The following is a 20,232-nucleotide window of genomic DNA, read 5'->3' as shown; positions in this document are numbered from 1 at the left end:
TAAGCTTAGGATTCGTGTGATTTATGGATTAACATGATATTCTACAACTATAACAGAAAATTAGGAGTGGTAATTTGAGAAGACAAAAACCAATGACCATGGAAGAATTGATGAATGAGTTACAAGGACAGAAAACGTATCAAGAAGATCCCAATCACATCTCTTTCGAGAAATTGTTTAATGAAGCGTTTATGAGTAAGTATTCCAATTACAAAAGTTTCGATGAGTTTGTAACCAAAGGGAACTTTCAAGTAAAGACAGAAGAAGATGTTGCTGACATACCTGATGAACTCTTTGATCGTCATGTTGTTAGGGAGACGAAGTTTGCGGATTGGAAATCCATGTTGGAAACAGCAAATAGAGAATACGTCCGTAATTAATAAGACTTAGTCTCTAACTACCGTTAGTTAGACTCATCCACAAAGAAACTGCACACCCTTATTGCTTTGTTCCAACGGACAATGGGGAGTGCAGCTTTTTTATGCCCAGTTATTCGACCAGCTATGATGTTTTACTCATCGTTGACTTGCAGATCTATGATTTAATTGAACAAATAGGAATTAGGTTCTACAAAGATAGTATTACATAGGAGGGGCAGAATCGTATGACTGCATGTATACAAACCTCTAAGCAGGAGACCCTTCATGTCATGTGGAAAACCGTCTCAGAGGATTGTAATCTAGCCTGTGATTATTGCTATTACAGTACAGCCGGGGGACATCCTCAGCAACCGATCCGGGTGATGGATACGGAGCTTCTGGAGCGGTTTATCGCTCAGTACATGAAAAGATCATCAGGGATAGCGACTTTCTCTTGGCAGGGTGGGGAGCCATTATTGGCCGGACTTTCGTATTTTGAACAAGTGATTTCATTTCAAGCTAAGTACGCTCCGCCTCATACGATGATCAGTAATGCACTGCAGACCAATGGAACGCTTATCCATGAGAAATGGGCGAAATTTTTTAAACGGTATAACTTTTTGGTTGGGATTAGTCTGGATGGCCCAGAGCCTATTCATGATGCTCATCGTGTAACGGGTTCGGGGAAAGGCAGTTATAGTCTAGTTATGCGTGGGATTCGTCATTTACAGAATGAGGGTGTGGAGTATAGTATTCTGACGGTGATTCATGAAGATAACGTGACGAAACCAGAGGAGTTGATGGCATTTTATCTAGAACATACCTTTCCGAATATTCAGTTTATCCCCTGCATGGATTTTGTTTCTCAGAAAAGTGATGTAGCGGGACGTTTCCGAATTACACCTGAACAATACGGAGTCTTTTTATGCCGTACATTTGACCTTTGGTACAACGGTGGGTATCCAGAGCTTCCTATTCGTATTTTTGAGAATATGCTTCTTGTATTCATGCATCGTGAGGCAGAGTTATGCGTTCACAACTCATGTTGCCCGAAGATGATGGTGCTTGAAACGAACGGGGATGCCTACCCTTGCGATTTCTTTATTGATGAAGAGCATAGGTTAGGAAATATCGGCCAAACTGACCTGAAAGCGCTGCTAACCAGCCCAGTATATGATGATTTTTTGTTAATGAAGCCCAATATGAATGAATCATGCTATAAGTGTGAGTACCTTAGCTTTTGCAATGGGGGATGTCCGCGCAACCGGAATTGGCTTGATGTTAATGATCGGACTGAGGTTGATTATTTCTGCCATAGTTACAAAATGTTCTACTCACACGCCTATGAACGCATGTTATTACTGGCGAACCGACTTAGATCGGAGCGGATGCTGGAGTACAGGAAAAGTGCAAAACCACTTCCAGGTCGAAATGATCCATGTCTCTGCGGAAGCGGGAAGAAATTCAAAAATTGCTGTCAGGCATTATAGCTTTGACTAGATAAGGTTGTCCCAACAGTCATGCAAAGGATTGAACTGCACCCCGTCAAGTAGACAGCACAAAAAATAAAAGTAGTTTAAGCGGCCTTAGTCCTAAATTCAATGGGACTGAGGCCGTTTAGTTTTGCCTGTAACCGTTCGTTATTATAAAAGTGAATGTAGGTATCAATATCTGTTTGGAGTTCTTCAAAGGTCTGGTAGGTATGTAAGTAGTACTTCTCACATTTCAATGTTCCCCAGAAGGATTCCATCGGCGAATTGTCAATGCAGCAGCCTACTCGGGACATGCTTTGCTTCAGTTCTGCATCGTCCAGCATCTTCTTAAAATGCAGAGAGGTATACTGGAAACCACGGTCACTATGGAGTAAGGTTCGGCTCTCCGGTGCTGCCTGCAAAGCTAATTCCAGTGTGTTAAAAACTAGCGAATTATTATTGGAATGACCCAGAACGTAAGCAACAATGGACTTGTCATACAGATCTTTTATTGCACTTAAATACGCCTTCTTGCCGTTGCCGTATTTGAATTCCGTTACATCCGTTACCCATTTTTGGTTTGGAGCTTCAGCCTCAAAATTACGGTTCAGCACATTCTCTGCAACCTGCTGAGGCGTGGAGCCTACATACTTCTTTCTCTTTCTGCGGATGACTGACTGGATACCTTGGCATCTCATCAGCCGGTACACTCGCTTTGCGTTAATAGATTTATCCATTTGTCTGCGCAAATGCAGGGTCAATTGGCGATACCCAAAGGTTCGTTCCACCTTCTCATACAAGAGGAGCATGGCCTCTGTCAGTTTCTCGTTGTCAGCCTCTCGAAAACTGGGTTTGCGATTCAACCATTTGTAATAACTTGACCGTGAAATCCCTGCGATGTCACACAAAAGCCGAATGGAGCAAGACTGTTCCTGCTGAACAGCCTGAATGGCCAGGTAGATATTCACCTGGCGAATGGTTCTTAACGCCTCCTCTTTTCGAGTTCCTCTAACTTTTTTAGAAAAGCATTCTCCGCACGCAGGCGTGCATTCTCGTATTCCAGCTTTTGCATCGCGAGTTTGTGGCGATCTGCTTCCGTAAGTTCTTCAGGCGCTTTGGTGCGTCCTCTACCGTCTCGTAATGCCTCTTCACCACCTGCTTCGTACTTCTTTACCCAGCTATATACTTGTTGGTAAGACACGTGAAAATGGCTTGCCGCCTTCGCATAGTCTTCTCCGTTCGAAAGGCAGTACAGCACGATATTTATCCGTTCCTGCCAAGTGGTTACGCGTCCTTTGGTCATAGCTTTAGTTCCTCCTGAATGAGCTGTTAAGCTGTTGCTATGACCATTATACTTCCTAATCCAGTTGGCGAGTTGGGTTGCACTTGCAATCTTATACTTGCAGATGATTTGGTTTTGCGACAATCCTCCCTCGAGATAATCCTTAACGGCATAGAGTTTAAGTTCTGCAGAATACGTACGATTGTAGCTTCGGACTTCCAGCCCTTCGTATCCATACAATTGATAACGTTGCCGCCACTTCACTATAGAGTTTTTGGATATTCCATACTTCCGGGCCGCAGCTTTCAAACCAATGTCGCCCCGTTCAATTTCTTGGAGAATCGTTAACTTTTCCAGTGCTGTATACTTCTTTTGTTCCATAAAAATGCTCCCCATACAGCGACAGGTTTTTATTATTTCACCTGTCTACTATATGGGGAGCATATCAGGATTGGGAACAACCTTTTTGTTATGCTATAGAACCATATGATTTCTCGCCATTATTGCCGCACCAGTCACCACAGCTTCTTCTTTTAATATACCTAGGGAGAAGTGAGGTTGGTATTCAGGATAACGGTAAGTGTTTCTCTGTGCCACCTCCACCGCTGTTTGGAAAAACAACTCGTGAGAGTGAATGAGCGCACCGCCTAGAATGATGGTCTCTGGATGAAACAGGTTGATAACGTTAGCGAGCCCGATCCCGAAATGGCTGGCAGCTTGGGTAAATAATTCACGCGCATGTGGATTACCGTCTCTAAAGGCTTGTACCAATACATCATAAGTCAGCTTCTCAGGCGCCACTTTATATCTTTGGAGGATCAGATCGTTGTCCATTTTCGCCTCCGAGCGTGCACTTTGTTCTATGGCCTGCACAGATACAAATGCTTCCAGAGCCCCGTAGTTCCCGTCATGATTTAATCGGGGTCCATCTGTCTGGATGATCATTTGACCAATGGCATCTTCCATATCCATTGTGCCATGAACAATACTTCCATGCGACATCATCGCATAGCGGAGTCCTGCTCCGGCATGTACATAAAGCATATGCTGAATGTTTGCGTGACGGATAGACCATCGTTCCCCAAGCAATGCGGAATTGGCACCGTTGTCCAACCAAGCTTTGAACCCCGTCCGTTCCTCCACCAATTTGCAAATCGGAAGATTGTTCCAGCCCGAAGAAGGGAAGTGCAGCGGCTTTAGGATCAAGCCATGTTCCCGATCAAGTGGCCCCACAGCCCCTATTCCTATCCCGATGATTTGACTGTCCACTAACTGATGGTCCCGAAGGAAAGCGCGTATTTGATTACTGATATGATCTATAAATCTTTCAGGTGTGAATGCCTGATCCATTCGCCAGTGAACAATTGATTTTGGGTTCATTTGCATATCAAATAAACCAAGAGAAGAATACACCCTGGAAATCTCTAAACCGATTATATAACCGTAGAAAGGATTGATCTGGTATAAAATAGGTCTTCTGCCTCCGCTAGATTCTCCAAATCCGCTTTCTATCAGCAAGCTTTCTTCGGTCATCTCATCCAATATCCGCGTCATTGTGCTTTTGGTAAGTGAAAATGTCTGTAGAAGATCCAACTTGGAAACAGTGCCTTGTTCGGCGATTCGGTCGTATAGAAGTTTTTTTGGTGATGGAATTTGTGTCGAGCGCTTTTCCACGATATACCTCCAAGCTATATATAGGATGAACTTGTAAGATCGTTTTTTATATAGTTTGTATTTATTAACATGAATATAGTATAACTCATAAACCCTTGGTTGTATTTTACCGTTCAAAAAACTTAATTCCATTTTGGGAAAAAGTGATATAATGAAATTACGACAGATTATAAAAGGGTGGATTCCATGAGAACAACTATGAAAACAAATATGATACCGAATACAGACCTGAGGATAAGTCTACTGTTTCAGTTGTTTTGGGTATTTGTTCGAATTGGTCCAGTAACCTTCGGGGGAGGTTATGCGATGATCCCTATGATCGAACGGGAAATTTCCGCTAAACGAAAATGGCTGGGTGAAGAAGAGATGGATGAAATTCTATCTTTAGCTGGTGCTGCACCTGGTGGTGTAGGTGTAAATGCAGCGGCATTCATTGGTTATCGTCTTGCTGGTGTGACGGGGGCGATTGCTGCAATCGCAGGGATAACGATTCCGACCTTTATCATTGTTTGTTTGCTTAGCGCCGTGTACTCCCAACTGGCCGACCAACCAAAAGTCATTGCCGCTATGAAAGGGATTAATGGTGCAGTTATTGCTTTGATCCTAGTAGCTGCATATCGAATGGCCAAGAACGCTATAATTGACAAGACTACCGCAGTTACGGCGTTAGTTATACCGGTTGTTTTACTGGTTTTCGGAATTAATCCCATTTACGTGATTGCAGTTGGTTTATGTATTGGGTTTGTATATCTGCAAATTAAACAGCTCTTAGGGCTCCAAGTTCGAACGGAGAAGGAGTCCTTGAAAGCTTCTGATGAAGAATCGAATTATCCGGAGTATTACATCTAGGGGGAAGCGATGTGATTTGGAATTTATTTTTCACTTTTATAAAAATAGGTCTTCTGTCTTTTGGAGGAGGGTACGCCATCATTCCGATGATTCAGCATGAAGCCATGGCTGGGGGTTGGTTATCCGAAGGGGAATTTCAAGAGGTAGTTTCCATCGCAGGGATGTCACCTGGTCCTGTTGCGACGAACAGTGCAACCTTAATCGGATATCGTATAGCCGGAATGGAAGGAGCGATTGTGTCAACATTAGGCATGGTTCTGCCCTCATTTTTAATCATCATTGTTATTTCTGTCTTCTTTTATCGGGTGAGGGATAGTCAATGGATTAAAACGTTATTTTATGGTTTGCGGCCAGTGATTACAGGCTTGATTGCCTATGCTGTGATTCGTTTTGGCTTAAATAGCGTGGAACATGCTTTTATTACTTGGCAGACCCTTGGCATGTTGATCATTGTATTCGCTGCACTTTATGGTTTAATGAAATATAAGCTGCATCCGCTCACCATTATCGTTGCTTCTGGCATTCTTGGGGTAGCTTTTTTTTAGACAGAGCCGGGACGATCCCAGATTGGAGGTAAATCATGTCAGAGAATATAAGGGCATGTTGTTCAGCTAGTCGAAATCAAGTCGCGAAACAAGAATCTATTGATGTTTGTAAGGAGAACACAACGGTTCAAGGAGTAACAGGGGAAAAAGATTTCTCGGACATGATCCTTATCCCTGGAGGCACTTTTCTTATGGGGACGGATGATAAGGAAGGGTTCCCCGCAGATGGAGAAGGGCCGACTAGGAAGGTTACCTTATCTTCCTTTTTGATGGATGCAACGGCGGTTACGAACAAGCAGTTTGCTGCTTTTATCCAGGAAACAAACTACGTTACAGATGCGGAACGTTTTGGATGGTCTTACGTGTTTCATTCTTTTGTATCCATGGAAACTGGGAAAAAGGTGACCCAAGTAGCCACTCAAACCCCCTGGTGGTGGGTGGTGGAGGGAGCGGATTGGTGTCATCCTGAAGGTCCGGATTCCCATGTAGATGAACGACTTGATCATCCGGCTATTCACCTATCATGGCATGATGCGGATGCATATTGTCGCTGGGCTGGTAAACGTCTGCCTACGGAAGCGGAGTGGGAGTATGCCGCACGAGGAGGACTGGTTCAGAAACGGTATCCTTGGGGGGATGAATTAAAACCAGGCGGAGAGCATCGCTGTAATATATGGCAGGGAAAGTTTCCCGATAAAAATCATGCCAGTGATGGTTTTGCAGGTACCGCACCTGTAAGTTCCTATCTGCCTAACGGCTATGGTCTTTATAATATGTCAGGAAACGTGTGGGAATGGTGCGCGGATTGGTTTACTAAGGACTATCATTTATCTTCCGAATCCGTGAATCCGAAAGGTCCAGTAAGTGGTGTCGCAAGATCGATGCGCGGAGGATCATATTTGTGCCATAAATCTTACTGCAACCGTTATCGGGTGGCGGCTAGAAGCAAAAATACTCCAGACAGCTCTGCCGGAAATATTGGCTTTCGATGTACGGCTGATTATACAAGTTAAAGCACTTTTACGACTACTACATAAGAAGGAGGAACTTCCTTGTCCTCTATCATCCATAGTCAGTTTGACATCAACGTGCTGGACGTCCTAAAGATTCAATATCAGAAGCGGATCCTGTTCGATTATGTCCAGTCTTGTTATACCGTCTCTTATATCCAAAAAGGTGAGGTATTGACGACATCCTCCGAAGGAGAATATGTTGCTTCTGCCGGAGATGTGATGATCCACCGTCCTAACGAGCCTTTTAATGTGATCTCCAAAACGGATGGCGTACATTATCTGTTTAATATTAACGCTAAAGTTAAAGACGGAGATGACTTCTTTAAGTTATTCCCTTTAGGCAAGGTGATTCGGGTCCGGGATCGAAGCGAATATGAGCGGAGGTTTGACGAGTTGCGAAGCCTGTGGTTGCAGGAGGAAGATGATTTCAGGAATGTTCAGGTCGGTTCATTGGCATTTTTTCTTCTTTATGAAATTATGGAGAGTACCAAGCTTGGCGGGCGACGTTCTTCACGAGATCCCTTTATCACGGACCGCTTTAATGAAGCGTTGCAATATATGGAGGAGAGGCTTGATCAGGAGATTAGTAGAGAGGAGCTTTCCAAGCTCTATCATATGAATCCTGTTTATTTTAGCCGGGCATTTCAGAAAATATATAAACTGACACCCATGCAAATGCTGCGAAAATTGCGGCTGCAGCAAGCTAAACAAATGCTGGAATATACGGATTTTACAATCGAGCATATCTCCCAGAGATGTGGTTATTATGATGCTTCACACTTCAGCAAGGTATTTCGTGGCGAATACGGCAAGGGGCCGGCAGAGTACCGGAAAAGTATCGAATTTACAAAAACAAACATCGCTACTCCATAGCGGAGCTTTCCATATTCATTTACTCTTATGAGCATGAGCAGATCATTCTAAGCTGCCCGAATCGAGCGTAACCATTTCGATGAAAAGGAAAGGCAGGGAATAAACTCATGAGAATCTTGTATTTGGATTTGGATTCGCTTCGCCCGGACCATCTGGGATGTTATGGCTATCATCGGAATACCTCCCCGAATATCGATTCAATCGCAAAAGAAGGTGTCACCTTTACCAACTACTATTGTTCAGATGCTCCTTGCCTGCCGTCTCGTTCTGCTTTAATGTCGGGGCGATTTGGCATTCATAATGGGATTATAGGGCATGGCGGAACCGCTGCTGATATGCGTAGAGAAGGAGCAAAACGTGAATTCAATGACCGGTTGGGGAGGGAGAGCCTTCCGGCTATATTAAGGCAAGCTGCGATGAAAACTGCATCGATCAGCACCTTCTCCGAACGACACTCGGCTTGGACCTTTAACGCCGGGTTCCAAGAAGTGTTTAATGTTGGTGGCAGAGGGCATGAGACGGCAGAGCAGGTGCTTCCAGTGGCACTTAAATGGCTTGAGGATAATGGGGAGTCCGAAAATTGGTTTCTGCATCTGAATTTCTGGGATCCGCATACACCTTATCGTACACCTGAGAGCTACGGTAATCCGTTCGAGAAGGAGCCTTTACCCGATTGGATCACGGAAGACGTGTTTGAGCTTCACCGAAATAAGAAGGGGCAGCATAGTATTGAAGATATGAATGTGCTCGCGAAATCGCATTATCAGCTGCATTTCAGGCATCAGCAGGAGATAGAGAACCGTGATGACCTGCGTGTTATCTTTGACAACTATGATGCTGGAGTTAAGTATCTGGACGAGCATCTCGGAAAAGTTTTTTCTAAGCTGAGAGAACTTGGCGTGATGGAAGATACGGCTATCTTGATCTCTGCGGATCATGGAGAGAGTCTGGGTGAACTAGGAATTTACTCCGAACATGGCACAGCAGACGAGGCGACTTGCCGTATTCCGATGATTGTTCGCTGGCCAGGGGGCAAGAAGGGAATCGTGGAGGAGGGGCTACATTATCACCTTGATCTAGGACCTACATTAGCAAGCCTTTTGAATTTGAAAGCGGCTGCTTCTTGGGATGGTGAAAGTTATGCAGGTACCATTCTGGAGGGGGATTTGGGAGGGCGTGAGTATCTCGTAATCTCACAATGTGCGCATGTGTGTCAACGCAGTGTTCGGTTTGCGGATTGGTTATATATACGTACCTATCATGACGGACACCATGGATTCCCGCAAGAAATGCTGTTTGATTTGAAGCATGATCCTTATGAACAACATAATCTTGCCGAAGTGCGTAAAGACGTTTGTATGGAGGCTGTCTATCTGTTGAATGAATGGCATGATAATATGATGGGCTCCATGGATTGTGATATCGATCCATTATGGACGGTACTTATGGAAGGTGGACCCTACCATGCCAAAGAGTATCTGAGCTCATCCTTATAGGATGCTTAATAATATCCTAGTAAATGCGGCGAATGAAAGACATATGAAATGGAGGTTGCCCTGAATGGGCAACCTCCCTATTTATGTTCTCGCTTTTTGTGGATCTATTAAAGATCCGGGAAGCCTCAAAACGGTCTTCGTCCCGCTACCCTCCTTACTATACAGCAGAACGCCGCAAGGATCGCCATACTTAAGATTTAGACGATTATTGACATTTAGGAGACCGATATGATCTCCTGATTCTATATTCTTACCAGCCAGCAACTCCGTAAGTTGTTCCAGTCTTGTTGTATCGATGCCTACACCATTATCTTCTACCACGATTTCAAGTAGCCCCGCTTCGTTTTTCTCTACGGAGATCAGCAAAATTCCTTGTCCTTGTGCCTCAAGCCCATGACCAAGCGCATTTTCAACAATAGGTTGAAGGATCATTTTAGGCACGGGAATGTGTAACCATTCATGGGGACACAATAGCTTGTAAGTAAATTTGTCCGGGAAACGGCCTTGGTAAATCCTCACACAAGATTCCGCGATTTTCAGCTCTTCCCCAAGAGTTACCTCCTCTTTGCCTTTGATGCTGTACTTGAGCATTGTGCTTAAGGCGGTAGTCATCTCGAAGATATCCCGATTTCCTTTTACGATCGCAACGCCCTTGATTGTATCTAAAGTATTGCTTAAGAAATGCGGATTAATTTGACTTTGTAAATACGAATATTCCGCCCGCTGCTTTTCCAGATCGGTCAGATAAAGTTGAGTTGAAGCATCGATTAATTGGTCCGTCAAATCGTGGATCCGTGTGGTCATATCGTTGAACTGTCGAGAGATGATTTCAATCTCAGCATAGCCCTTTAAATCGACCTTGTTGTTCAATATCCCCAGACTTCCGCCCTTTAATTGATTCATATAGCGCATAAGCCTAGACAACGGTCTTAAGAGATTCATCATAAGCACAGAATAGGGGATAGAGACGACCAGCAAGATTAAGGCCAGAAGAGCATAGCTGACCTTCTTTAATTTCTCCAGTTCTTTCATTAAATTATGGACAGGAACAGCGGTTATGATTTTTCCAGAGATCTCCGGTAAGCTAAAGGACTGAATTGCATATTTCTTTCCATGAACGGTCTCGACGATGGACTCTCCATCCCTTCCAGTTGCCCGAGTTTGAAACTGCTGGAGCATATCCTCCGGCTCATTGCTATTAGAGTAGATCATGCCTTTATCATCCATCATAAAAAAGCTGGTTCCGACCAATCGGGGATACTCAGAAATTTCAGTTTGAATGGCCTTCATATCTACAATAACTGCGAGATAGCCAATTTTTTCACCATATAGGGACGTGTCACCTGAAGCGAAGATGTTCATCCCGAAAAGCAGTTTTCTCTTGTCGATGACTTTGTCTGGAGGACTGTATTCGCGATAATGAACGATTCCATCCTCCTCAGCTGTTTTCATAAGATCGATAGCATATTTTGTTCTTCCTGCTAAGGAAATACGTGTGTTTGAGCTGCCGATAACAATAATATCTAAGATGTCCGTGTTCATATTTCGGGCGATGCTCAACAATCCTTCAACTTTTTGGGATAGATCGTAGACTCGAAGCTTATCATTCTCGACTAGGAATTTTTGGACGGTCGAATCGTAACCCACATTCATCATCATGGAAGAAACGTTGGCATAGTTGTCAGAAATCCGTTGCTTGAGGAGGGAGACCAGCTCTGTATTGTATTGCGTATTTTGATTAATGATAGTTTCGCTTGATAGTTGGTAGACTCGTGAAACGATGATTGGGATAATGGCAACAATAAATAACCCGAATAGCAAAACCTGAGTACGGATGGATAGTCTCTTAAATGTCTTCATTGTTTTGTTCCCTATATTGTGTAGGTGTCATTTTGAGATGCCGTTTAAAAATTCGTGTGAAATAGAAATAATCCTGAAAACCGCATTTCTCACCGATTTGGTAAATGGAAAGGTTGGTTTCGATCAGCGTTTTACAAGCGTATTCAATTCGTAAACGACTGATATGTTCGATGATGGTCTCGCCGACCTCTTTTTTGAATAATTGGCATAAGTAATTTGGACTTAAAAAAAACTGATTGGCTAAATGCTGGATCGAAATTTCTTGATTGAAATGGTTGTGGATGTATAACATGATTTCTTTGACTTTGTGGTTTGAGATTCGTGAAATATCAGTTTCGTTTCTGTTCATAAAAATATCAAGTGTCATAAGAATCAGATCATCAATCATAGCTTCAGCCGTGCCGTACCGATAATAGAGCTGTTCATATCCTTCAAAAAAACGGCCGCTAACCCGAGTCCCTTCCCGAGGAAATAAGTAGAGGATCGATGTATAGAGCAAATAGGCTTCTTTAATGGTGAACGTTCCCTCTTTGAATAATTTCTTTATTGATTCCATGGCTGCTATGAAACCGAGCCGGTCTTTATTATGAAGAATCCGGGAAATCTCTTTGAGTTTCTCGTCGACCGGTATTTCCTGTTGTGGATTCACCCGGTAACATCCGGGCATCCCCGTTGCGAACATACTGAAAGCAGCATGAGAGGCGGACTCTAAAGACGCATCCAATTGTTGTATATCCGAAATAGGAGGACCGATCCCGACTCCGCACTCTTGTACAACTTCTGTTTGTTCAAGACCCTGGAGGAAGACTTCGTATTGGCACTCTTCCAATAAGTAACCATACCGACGGCGGCTCATTGGGAAACACAGGGAAGAGAACTGCCTGACATCTACAGGTGAACTTAACCCTTGGATAACAATGGGGATATGAGGGGTATCTTTCGACAAGGGTATTTTCTTCTCATCCAACCATAAGTTAATTCGTTCAAGATCTCCGGAACAAACCGCTTCATAAAGTTCGAAGTCGTGGATAGGTTGTTCTTTAACTGTCTTGGAATCGTGTTGCTGGGCTATTCGGTTGAGCATACCTTCAATTTCTTCGATTTCAAAGGGTTTGAGACAATATCCGAAAGTACCATAATTCATTGCTTTTTGTGCATAAGCGAACTCGGCATGTCCGCTGAGTACGATAAAGATCGTATCAGGCGCGATGGCCTTGCCACGTTGAATGAGCTCTAGTCCATTCATAACAGGCATCTTGATATCTGTTAGAACAAGGGTGGGGCGAAGCGATTGAATTAATTGAAGGGCTTCTTGCCCGTTTTCGGCATCGTCGATCACTTCAAAGCCGTATTTCTTCCAATTCACTCCTGCTTTAATTCCTTCTACAATCCACTTCTCATCATCTGCAATAATTACTGAACGCATAAGTGAATCCCCCTCTCTTTATAGAGCTCTTAGATTTATCCTAGCGATTGTGGACCATGGGGGGTATGGACTATCTTACGCTCACTATGTCCGATATTACGTGCTACAGGAAGGTCTCCCGCAAAGGTGTGAAAAATCCACATGACCGGAGTTGTATTCTCTATACAAGAGAATTTACACTCCCGATATAATTTACCATATAAATCGCTTACAAGCATAACAATCTCATACAGAAAGGTGGGGAGAAGATTGGCTGATTCTGTAACCACTCGAACGCCTAAGCGAAGCTTAAAAACTCTTGCTCCAAAGCAAAGTTTAGGGAAAACGATTTTACAGTACAAGTATTTTTACCTTATGGTTCTACCGGTGTTAATCTGGTACGCCCTCTTCAGCTATGCTCCCATGTACGGTGTAACGCTAGCGTTCAAAACATTTAATTACAGTGAGGGGATTCTGGGCAGTCCTTGGGTTGGATTGGAGAATTTTCAAACGCTGCTGACCGACCCCGATTTTCGCAAGGCGTTTTGGAATACGGTCATTATCAGCTTGATGAAGCTGGTCACTCATTTCCCGATGCCCATTATCCTGGCGATTGTTTTATATGAGTTTTCCAGGACAAAAATGAAGCGGTTTTTTCAGACGATCCTGACGTTCCCGCATTTTATATCGTGGGTTGTACTGTCGGGGATTATTATCAATATTTTAAGCAAAGACGGGATTTATAACCAGATCATCATGCTGTTTGGTGGAGATCCGAATTCTCCTCTTGTCGATGAAAGTGCATTCAGACCCGTTCTGTATATCACGCATGTGTGGCGAGAGATCGGTTGGGATTCAATCATTTACCTGGCGGCTCTGGCAGGGATCAATCCTGAGCTGTTTGAAGCGGCTGAAGTAGACGGAGCGAACCGGTTTCGCCGTTTGCTAAACATCGCATGGCCGGGTTTGAAAAGTACAGTCGCAGTCCTGCTAATCCTTCAAGTTGGACAACTACTAACCCAAGGTTCGAGCTTCGAGCAAATTTTCAACCTGTATAGTTCGCCGGTATATTCGGTTGCCGACACGATCGATACTTACATTTATCGGACTTCATTCACGATTGGAGGAGACTTTGGATATATGACCGCCGTGGGTGTCGTAAAGTCCATTATCAGCCTAATCCTTTTATGGGCGGCCAATACGTTCGCTAAGAAGATGGGCGAGGAAGGACTGTATTAATCTGCAGGAAAAGGGGAGAAGCAAGTGACCGACACAACGTTTAAAAAGAGAAAAAAGTGGAGTGTTTTCGATATCGCCGCATTCGTGGTGCTGGGGCTCCTAGCAATAGTAACATTTTTTCCCTTCTATAATGTTCTTATTATCTCTGTGGCAAAGTTCGAAGCGATTAGTAAAAGCGACTTTTATATTTTTCCGCTTTCGTTTGACCTGTCCGCTTACAAGCTTTTGCTTCAGGATATGAAGTTTTGGACTTCCATCTTTAATTCTGTCATCGTAACAGTGGTTGGCGTGTTGTTCAGCATGACAATCTCTGTGGCGGGAGCTTATGCATTATCCAAGCGGGGTATGCCCGGCAGAAACATAATGCTTAGCTTGATCTTGTTCACTATGTTTTTCAATGGCGGTTTAATTCCTTTTTACTTAGTCGTTAAGGATCTAGGATTCGTAAACAATATACTCGTCATGATCATCCCTGCGGGTCTCAATACGTTTTATCTAATCATTATGAAAAACTATTTCAATACCATTCCAGAAAGCTTGGAAGAATCGGCTAAGCTGGATGGGGCGAATGATCTGTACATTCTTTTCAAAATCATTATTCCAATATCTGCTCCATTCATGGCGACTTTTGCTTTGTTCTATGCTGTGGAAAGATGGAATGAATGGTGGTATGCATTAATTTTTATCAGTGACGCGGCAAAAGCACCCCTTCAGATTTATCTACGGGAGACACTTATTACTTCGAATTCCTTGCTAAGCCAAATGGCACAAACGATGGCCGAGCAGGAGCAGACGGGGAAGGTCTACACACCTGCACTTCAAATGGCAGCGATTGTAGTTTCGAGTATTCCGATTATTGTTGTTTATCCGTTCCTGCAGAAGCATTTTAATAAAGGCATTATGGTGGGTTCAATAAAAGGATAAGAAAGATTTTAAATAGATTAATTCTATCCTAAAATAGTATAAAGGGAGGTTTCAAGCATGCATAGAAAGAAAATAATGACATTGGCATTATGTATAACTTTGTTCGCTTCAGTACTCACGGCTTGCGGTGGAGGCAATAACGGCAAAGGGCAGGCTGGTTCAAACGGTGAAACATCTCCGAATTCTTCTAACTCTACGGATAATCCTTACAAGGATCCAATGACTATTTCTCTTGGGTTTTGGGATGCGGATGCCGAGATTGCTAACCTCGAAAAGGACCCGATCGCTAAACAAGTGTTGGAGAAATTCAACATCACACTAAAACCTGTCAATTTGTCTTGGGATGACTATACCCAGAAGATTCAAATGTGGGCCGCCTCCGGCCAATTGCCAGACATTTTCGCGATCGACGCCGTCGGTACACAATATCAGCGCAAATGGGTGAATCAAGGCGTTGTTAAAGCGCTCCCGGATCTTTCAAAGTATCCGAATCTTGCAAAATACTTCGAATCGCCAGATATTAAAGGATTAGGAGTAGATGGAAAGTATTATACTGTACCTCGCCGGATGTTCCCGAGTGTCGATTGGAGTGCACTGGACCGTATGGTTTTCTATCGTTGGGATCTTGCTCAAAAGGCTGGGATCACCAAAGAACCAGAGACATGGCAAGAGTTTGAAGCCATGCTTGATGCAATCGTAAAGTCGGATCCGGAAGGCAAGCATGTTACTGGTCTTACGACGACAACTACCAAGATGCTGGGCGGATTCTTCTGGTTGTATGGCAACCCGGTTGCTACTAGTGATGGAAGCGGCAGTGATTTTAAATGGATCAAAGAGGATGGAAAGTTTATCCCTGCTGTATTCTCTAAAAATGCGCTGCCAGCGCTGCAAAACATGAAGAATATGTACGAAAAAGGATTGATCGATCCAGACATCGCGCTTGTTAAACCAGCAGAGTCCTATGACAATTTCGTAGCAGGCAAAGCAGCTGCTCTCCTGAGCGGTGGAGGTTTCATAAATTTAAATAGCGATATGTATGAAAAACGCTGGAAAACAGCTTATCCGGATAAGGATATGACGGAGAGCGTGAAGGCGCTCAAGCCGCTTATCGGTCCTGATGGTGAACGTTCACATTCCATCTTTAAAACATACTGGTCAGAAAGCTATTTCAGCAATAAGATTGACGATAAAAAGATGGATCGCATCATGGCACTCTATGATTATGTGTTGTCTCCTGAAGGCAAGGATCTGTTGACTTATGGCATCGAAGGTGTAGATTATAAGCTCGAAAATGGGCAGAAGGTTGTCATTGAAAAGGGTTCGTTAAATGAGAAGTATCCAGCTAGCAGATTTCTGAAGAATTTGGTAGCTTATGAAACTTCAGATAGCTATAACATGGATAACCCGACGATTGCTAACGAAGGAATCCGCAAAGAAGCTGTCGATTACATCGACTGGATTCAGAACAATACAAAGGTGCCAGAATACGACATTCGGTTAACTTATATGTCCACCCCAACAAAGGATAAATTTACTGTGCTTGACCATGATGATTTGCTTAAGATCATGCTTTCTAAAGAACCCGTTGAGAGTTACTGGAATAGCATTGTGAACGATTATAAGGCTAAAGGCCTTGATAAAATGATAGAGGAAGTAAATGAGAAGGCCAAGGAACAAGGTATTGAATAATGGATGGATAGAGAAGATCCGGGCGGAAGTAGCCCGGATCTTCCGTTTAATTATTTGAAGTATGGTTTAGACTGTGCGGCGCTACTAACCGCATACTTATAAGATTGGGAGGGTAAAGTTTATGAAACTTAGCATTCACTTGACCGGGTTAACCGAGAAACAGTTAGCAGCAGTTTCAGAAGTAGCGGGAATATTGAGTATACGAATGGAACGCTCAGGGATACCAGTGAATTGTATTAAGCAAGGGAAGGGCTTTCGAATATCTTACGATGAGGCTCAAGTCATCATTGCGTATGGACAGGAACATCAGTTGATCCGGGCACTCAGCCGATTTCTTGAGAACGTACGCCGTGGAGAACGAGTTGAAATTAATGAACGGCCGGTTTATGAACAGTTAGGCTTCATGGTAGACTGTTCGCGAAATGCGGTTCTTAACTATCAAGGATATAAGGAATTGATCCGGCGTTTAGCGCTTATGGGATATTCAACGGTTCAGTTGTATTCGGAAGACACCTACGAACTGGAGGGATACCCTTATTTCGGCTATTTGCGAGGCCGATATACTGGAGATCAAATTCGGGAGCTGGATCAGTATGCCGCGTTATTTGGCATAGAACTGGTTCCTTGTATTCAGACCCTGGCCCATCTCGGCCAAGCATTGAAATGGCAGGCACATGCACCGCTTGTGGATTTCCAGGATATTCTCCTTATTGATGATCCCAGAACTTATGAGTTAATTGATCGAATGTTTGCTTTTATGTCGGCTCATGTAAGCAGTCGCCGCATAAATATCGGGATGGACGAAGCTCATATGATGGGACTTGGTAAATACCTGGATAAGCATGGGTATCAGGATCGATCTTCATTAATGTTAAAACACTTTAGCACTGTTATGGAGATCGCCAGAAAATATGCTTTCCAGACGATGATGTGGAGCGACATGTTTTTCCGTCTGGCCAGTTCCGGAGAATATTACGATGCTGAAAGTCCAATTAGCCCTGATATTGTAAAGCTGATTCCTGAAGATGTTACCTTGATCTACTGGGATTATTATTCGGAAACGCAGGAGAAATACGACGGGATGTTAAGCAAACATAAGCAGCTGAATGATCATATTGGATTTGCAGGTGGTGCTTGGAAATGGATGGGCTTCGCTCCAAACAATGAATTCAGTCGCCATGTCAGTCTGCTGGCTCATGATAGCTGTGTTAAGCATGGAATTCAAGTAGTGTTGATTACCGCATGGGGAGATAATGGCGCTGAAGCTTCCGTTTTCTCGGTTCTTCCTACCCTTCAACTTTGGGCGGAGCTGAGCTACACGGGATGTTTCGTGGAGAACCATGTCAAAGAAAGATTCAGCAGCTGTGTGCAAGGCAATTATGATGACTTTATGGCACTTGATGCGGCCAACCTGGTTCCGGGTAATTCGGCTCCGGGGGGATGTTCTATCAATCCGGCTAAATACTTGCTTTATCAAGATATTTTGTGTGGTTTGTTTGATCGACATGTTATTCCTAACGCGTATTCGAAGCATTATCAGCAAAGTGCAGAAAAGCTCGAACAGGCGATCACTCGCAATTCGTCTTGGCAATCCTTATTCTCTGTACAAGCCAGCTTGTGTCGCTTGCTCGAAATAAAGAGCGAAATCGGGATTTCTATACGCGACGCTTATCATCGGGGGAATTTAGAGGAATTGGCTCACTTTGCCAAGGTGACTTTGCCACAATTATCTGATTTGGCCAGACAATTCATGGACGACTATCGAGTGCAATGGGAGCTGGAAAATAAGGTATTTGGTCTTGATGTTTTTGATCTTCGTATGGGAGGAATGCTTGAGAGAATCAGAACGGCGATTCATCGAATCAATCGTTATGTCGAAGGGAACGTGGAGCAGATTGCTGAATTAGAAGAGGAGCTTCTGACGTTCGACGGTCTTGTTGACGAGGGCGACCCCAGGACGATAAGTGCGAATTTATGGCACACGATTGCAACACCATCCGTGATCGCTGGGGTTTAAGGAGGGGGTGAGGTTATGATTGATACTAATCTGGACCATCAAAAGGGCACAAAGCAGCCCAACCTTTTGCTTATCACCGTAGATCAGATGCGTTTTGATTGCCTGAGCATTATGGGACATCCCGTCGTTGAGACACCCAACCTGGACGCTCTGGCATCAAGGGGGATCTTATTTGAGCACGCTTACTCGGCTACCCCCAGTTGTATTCCCGCCAGGGCTGCTATCATGACAGGAATGGGGCAAAGATCACATGGGCGGGTTGGTTATCGGGATAAGGTTGAATGGAATTACGCCCATACGATTGCCGGAGAGCTTGCTCAAGCTGGTTATCATACGCAGTGTGTTGGCAAGATGCATGTGTATCCTGCACGTAATCTATGTGGATTCCATAATGTGGTGCTTCATGATGGATATCTTCACTACAATCGGGATAAGAGCAAAACGTTACAGGATGAACACTATGATCAAGTGGATGATTATTTGCAGTGGCTGCGAAGACAAACTAATGCTAACTCGGATATCACTGATTTAGGCCTTGATTGCAACGCCTCAACGGTTGCCCGCCCCTGGCACTTGCCGGAAGCGATGCATCCCACGAATTGGTGCGTGACCGAGTCGCTAGACTTTTTGCGAAGAAGTGACCCTGGGAAACCATTTTTCTTATGGTCTTCCTTCGTTCGCCCGCATTCCCCATTGGATCCGCCACAATGTTATCTAGATATGTACAAGGACTTGGAATTTCCCGATCCTCCAATCGGAGACTGGGTGGACGAGAGTGCGGCCTTAACCGGAGCTAAGGATCCAACTTCTTCGTTCACTAATTTGCCAAAGCGCAGATTGGATCGTGCCCGTGCGGCGTATTACGCGCTAATTACGCATCTTGACGACCAAATTGGGAGGTTGATCAATGGGCTGCAGGAGTATGGAGTTTTAAATGAAACTTTGATTCTATTTACTTCTGATCATGGTGAAATGATGGGGGATCACCATTACTTCCGCAAATCTCTTCCTTATGAAGGAAGTGCTAAGATTCCTTTCATAGTGTTTGATCCGGGAGAAACGCTTGGACTTCTTGCAGGCTCCCGGCCTGATTCCATTGTAGAGCTTCGCGATATTATGCCCACATTTCTTGAAGCTGCTGGCGTCCAAATACCAGTTCCAGTAGAAGGGCAAAGTGTGTTGCCGCTGTGCAGGGGAGATCAGACATTATGGCGATCTTATATTCATGGGGAACAAGCCTATGGAGAAAAGTCCCACCACTTCTTAACGGATGGAAGAGAGAAATTTATTTGGTATTCTCAGACAGGGGAAGAGCAGTATTTTGATCTAGCGGCAGACCCCTCAGAGAAGATTAATGCGATAGGCTGTACTGATAAATTTGAGCGTATAAAAGAGTGGAGAGAGCGTCTTATTCACGAGCTGGAGGGACGAGAGGAAGGGTTTGTAAACAACGGCGAATGGATTGCCGGACGCCCAATATCTCATATTCTAAAGGCATCCCAATTGGGGAAATAATCATAACATAGGGCAACCAG

At 43.9% G+C, this 20,232-nt stretch carries 16 protein-coding genes; 12 read left to right on the top strand and 4 right to left on the bottom strand.

The window, feature by feature from the left end; translation table 11 throughout:
• The first annotated feature begins 92 nt into the window (after positions 1–92).
• Both NSQ50_RS17670 and NSQ50_RS17665 read left to right on the top strand, forming a co-directional pair.
• Positions 93–380, top strand: a complete 288-nt coding sequence (locus NSQ50_RS17670; protein ID WP_036688213.1) for a hypothetical protein — start codon at positions 93–95, stop codon at positions 378–380.
• Between the two features lie 224 nt (positions 381–604).
• Complete coding sequence (locus NSQ50_RS17665) at positions 605–1,849, top strand: anaerobic sulfatase maturase (RefSeq protein ID WP_038571746.1); 1,245 nt, start codon at positions 605–607, stop codon at positions 1,847–1,849.
• 86 nt (positions 1,850–1,935) lie between these two features.
• Here the strand turns inward: NSQ50_RS17665 and NSQ50_RS17660 are convergent.
• Both NSQ50_RS17660 and NSQ50_RS17655 read right to left on the bottom strand, forming a co-directional pair.
• A protein-coding gene (locus NSQ50_RS17660; protein ID WP_094903917.1) for an IS3 family transposase occupies positions 1,936–3,494 on the bottom strand; the annotation gives its coding sequence in 2 pieces (ribosomal slippage) (positions 1,936–2,861 and positions 2,861–3,494; 1,560 coding nt in all).
• Positions 3,495–3,587: 93 nt separating this feature from the next.
• Positions 3,588–4,787, bottom strand: a complete 1,200-nt coding sequence (locus tag NSQ50_RS17655) for an ROK family protein (RefSeq protein WP_036688209.1) — start codon at positions 4,785–4,787, stop codon at positions 3,588–3,590.
• 186 nt (positions 4,788–4,973) lie between these two features.
• On the opposite strand from NSQ50_RS17655, the gene NSQ50_RS17650 reads away from it, so the two are divergent.
• From NSQ50_RS17650 to NSQ50_RS17630, 5 genes are all read left to right on the top strand, one after another.
• The gene (locus NSQ50_RS17650) at positions 4,974–5,636 is read left to right on the top strand and encodes a chromate transporter (RefSeq protein WP_256717124.1); all 663 of its coding nucleotides are present in this window, start codon (positions 4,974–4,976) and stop codon (positions 5,634–5,636) included.
• An 11-nt stretch (positions 5,637–5,647) separates the two neighbouring features.
• Positions 5,648–6,181: a chromate transporter gene (locus NSQ50_RS17645; protein ID WP_076141899.1), complete on the top strand. Its 534-nt coding sequence runs from the start codon at positions 5,648–5,650 to the stop codon at positions 6,179–6,181.
• 35 nt (positions 6,182–6,216) lie between these two features.
• Positions 6,217–7,194 carry a formylglycine-generating enzyme family protein gene (locus tag NSQ50_RS17640; RefSeq protein ID WP_081387006.1) on the top strand — a complete coding sequence of 326 codons (978 nt, stop codon included), beginning with the start codon at positions 6,217–6,219 and terminating at the stop codon, positions 7,192–7,194.
• Between the two features lie 39 nt (positions 7,195–7,233).
• Positions 7,234–8,067 (top strand): helix-turn-helix domain-containing protein, encoded by an 834-nt coding sequence (locus tag NSQ50_RS17635; RefSeq protein ID WP_038571736.1) that lies wholly within the window; start codon positions 7,234–7,236, stop codon positions 8,065–8,067.
• A 107-nt stretch (positions 8,068–8,174) separates the two neighbouring features.
• Positions 8,175–9,563 (top strand): sulfatase, encoded by a 1,389-nt coding sequence (locus NSQ50_RS17630; RefSeq protein WP_076225211.1) that lies wholly within the window; start codon positions 8,175–8,177, stop codon positions 9,561–9,563.
• Between the two features lie 81 nt (positions 9,564–9,644).
• On the opposite strand, the gene NSQ50_RS17625 is transcribed toward NSQ50_RS17630, so the two are convergent.
• Together NSQ50_RS17625 and NSQ50_RS17620 are read right to left on the bottom strand one after the other, a co-directional pair.
• The gene (locus tag NSQ50_RS17625; RefSeq protein ID WP_076225210.1) at positions 9,645–11,423 is read right to left on the bottom strand and encodes a cache domain-containing sensor histidine kinase; all 1,779 of its coding nucleotides are present in this window, start codon (positions 11,421–11,423) and stop codon (positions 9,645–9,647) included.
• Entirely contained in the window at positions 11,410–12,849 is a 1,440-nt protein-coding gene (locus tag NSQ50_RS17620) for a response regulator (protein WP_076225209.1), read from the bottom strand. The genes NSQ50_RS17625 and NSQ50_RS17620 overlap by 14 nt, the downstream gene beginning before the upstream one ends.
• A 249-nt stretch (positions 12,850–13,098) precedes the next feature.
• Between NSQ50_RS17620 and NSQ50_RS17615 the strand changes: the two genes are divergently transcribed.
• The 5 genes from NSQ50_RS17615 (at position 13,099) to NSQ50_RS17595 (ending at position 20,212) form a co-directional block, all read left to right on the top strand.
• On the top strand, positions 13,099–14,067 hold the full coding sequence (locus NSQ50_RS17615) for an ABC transporter permease (protein ID WP_038571727.1): 969 nt from the start codon (positions 13,099–13,101) through the stop codon (positions 14,065–14,067).
• A gap of 24 nt (positions 14,068–14,091) precedes the next feature.
• The gene (locus tag NSQ50_RS17610) at positions 14,092–14,991 is read left to right on the top strand and encodes a carbohydrate ABC transporter permease (protein ID WP_038571724.1); all 900 of its coding nucleotides are present in this window, start codon (positions 14,092–14,094) and stop codon (positions 14,989–14,991) included.
• A 57-nt stretch (positions 14,992–15,048) separates the two neighbouring features.
• Positions 15,049–16,680, top strand: coding sequence for an extracellular solute-binding protein (locus NSQ50_RS17605; protein WP_038571722.1), 1,632 nt, complete (start codon positions 15,049–15,051; stop codon positions 16,678–16,680).
• A 121-nt stretch (positions 16,681–16,801) separates the two neighbouring features.
• A complete protein-coding gene (locus NSQ50_RS17600; RefSeq protein WP_076225208.1) occupies positions 16,802–18,697 on the top strand; it encodes a family 20 glycosylhydrolase in 1,896 nt (631 codons plus the stop codon).
• Positions 18,698–18,712: 15 nt separating this feature from the next.
• Entirely contained in the window at positions 18,713–20,212 is a 1,500-nt protein-coding gene (locus NSQ50_RS17595; RefSeq protein ID WP_076225207.1) for an arylsulfatase, read from the top strand.
• Positions 20,213–20,232: the final 20 nt, after the last annotated feature.

Origin of the sequence: Paenibacillus sp. FSL R10-2788 (genome assembly GCF_038003885.1) — a bacterium.
Taxonomy (GTDB): Bacteria; Bacillota; Bacilli; order Paenibacillales; family Paenibacillaceae; genus Paenibacillus_AQ; species Paenibacillus_AQ odorifer.
The sequence above is the reverse complement of the archived record's forward strand: the minus strand, read 5'-3'. Positions and strand labels throughout refer to the sequence as shown.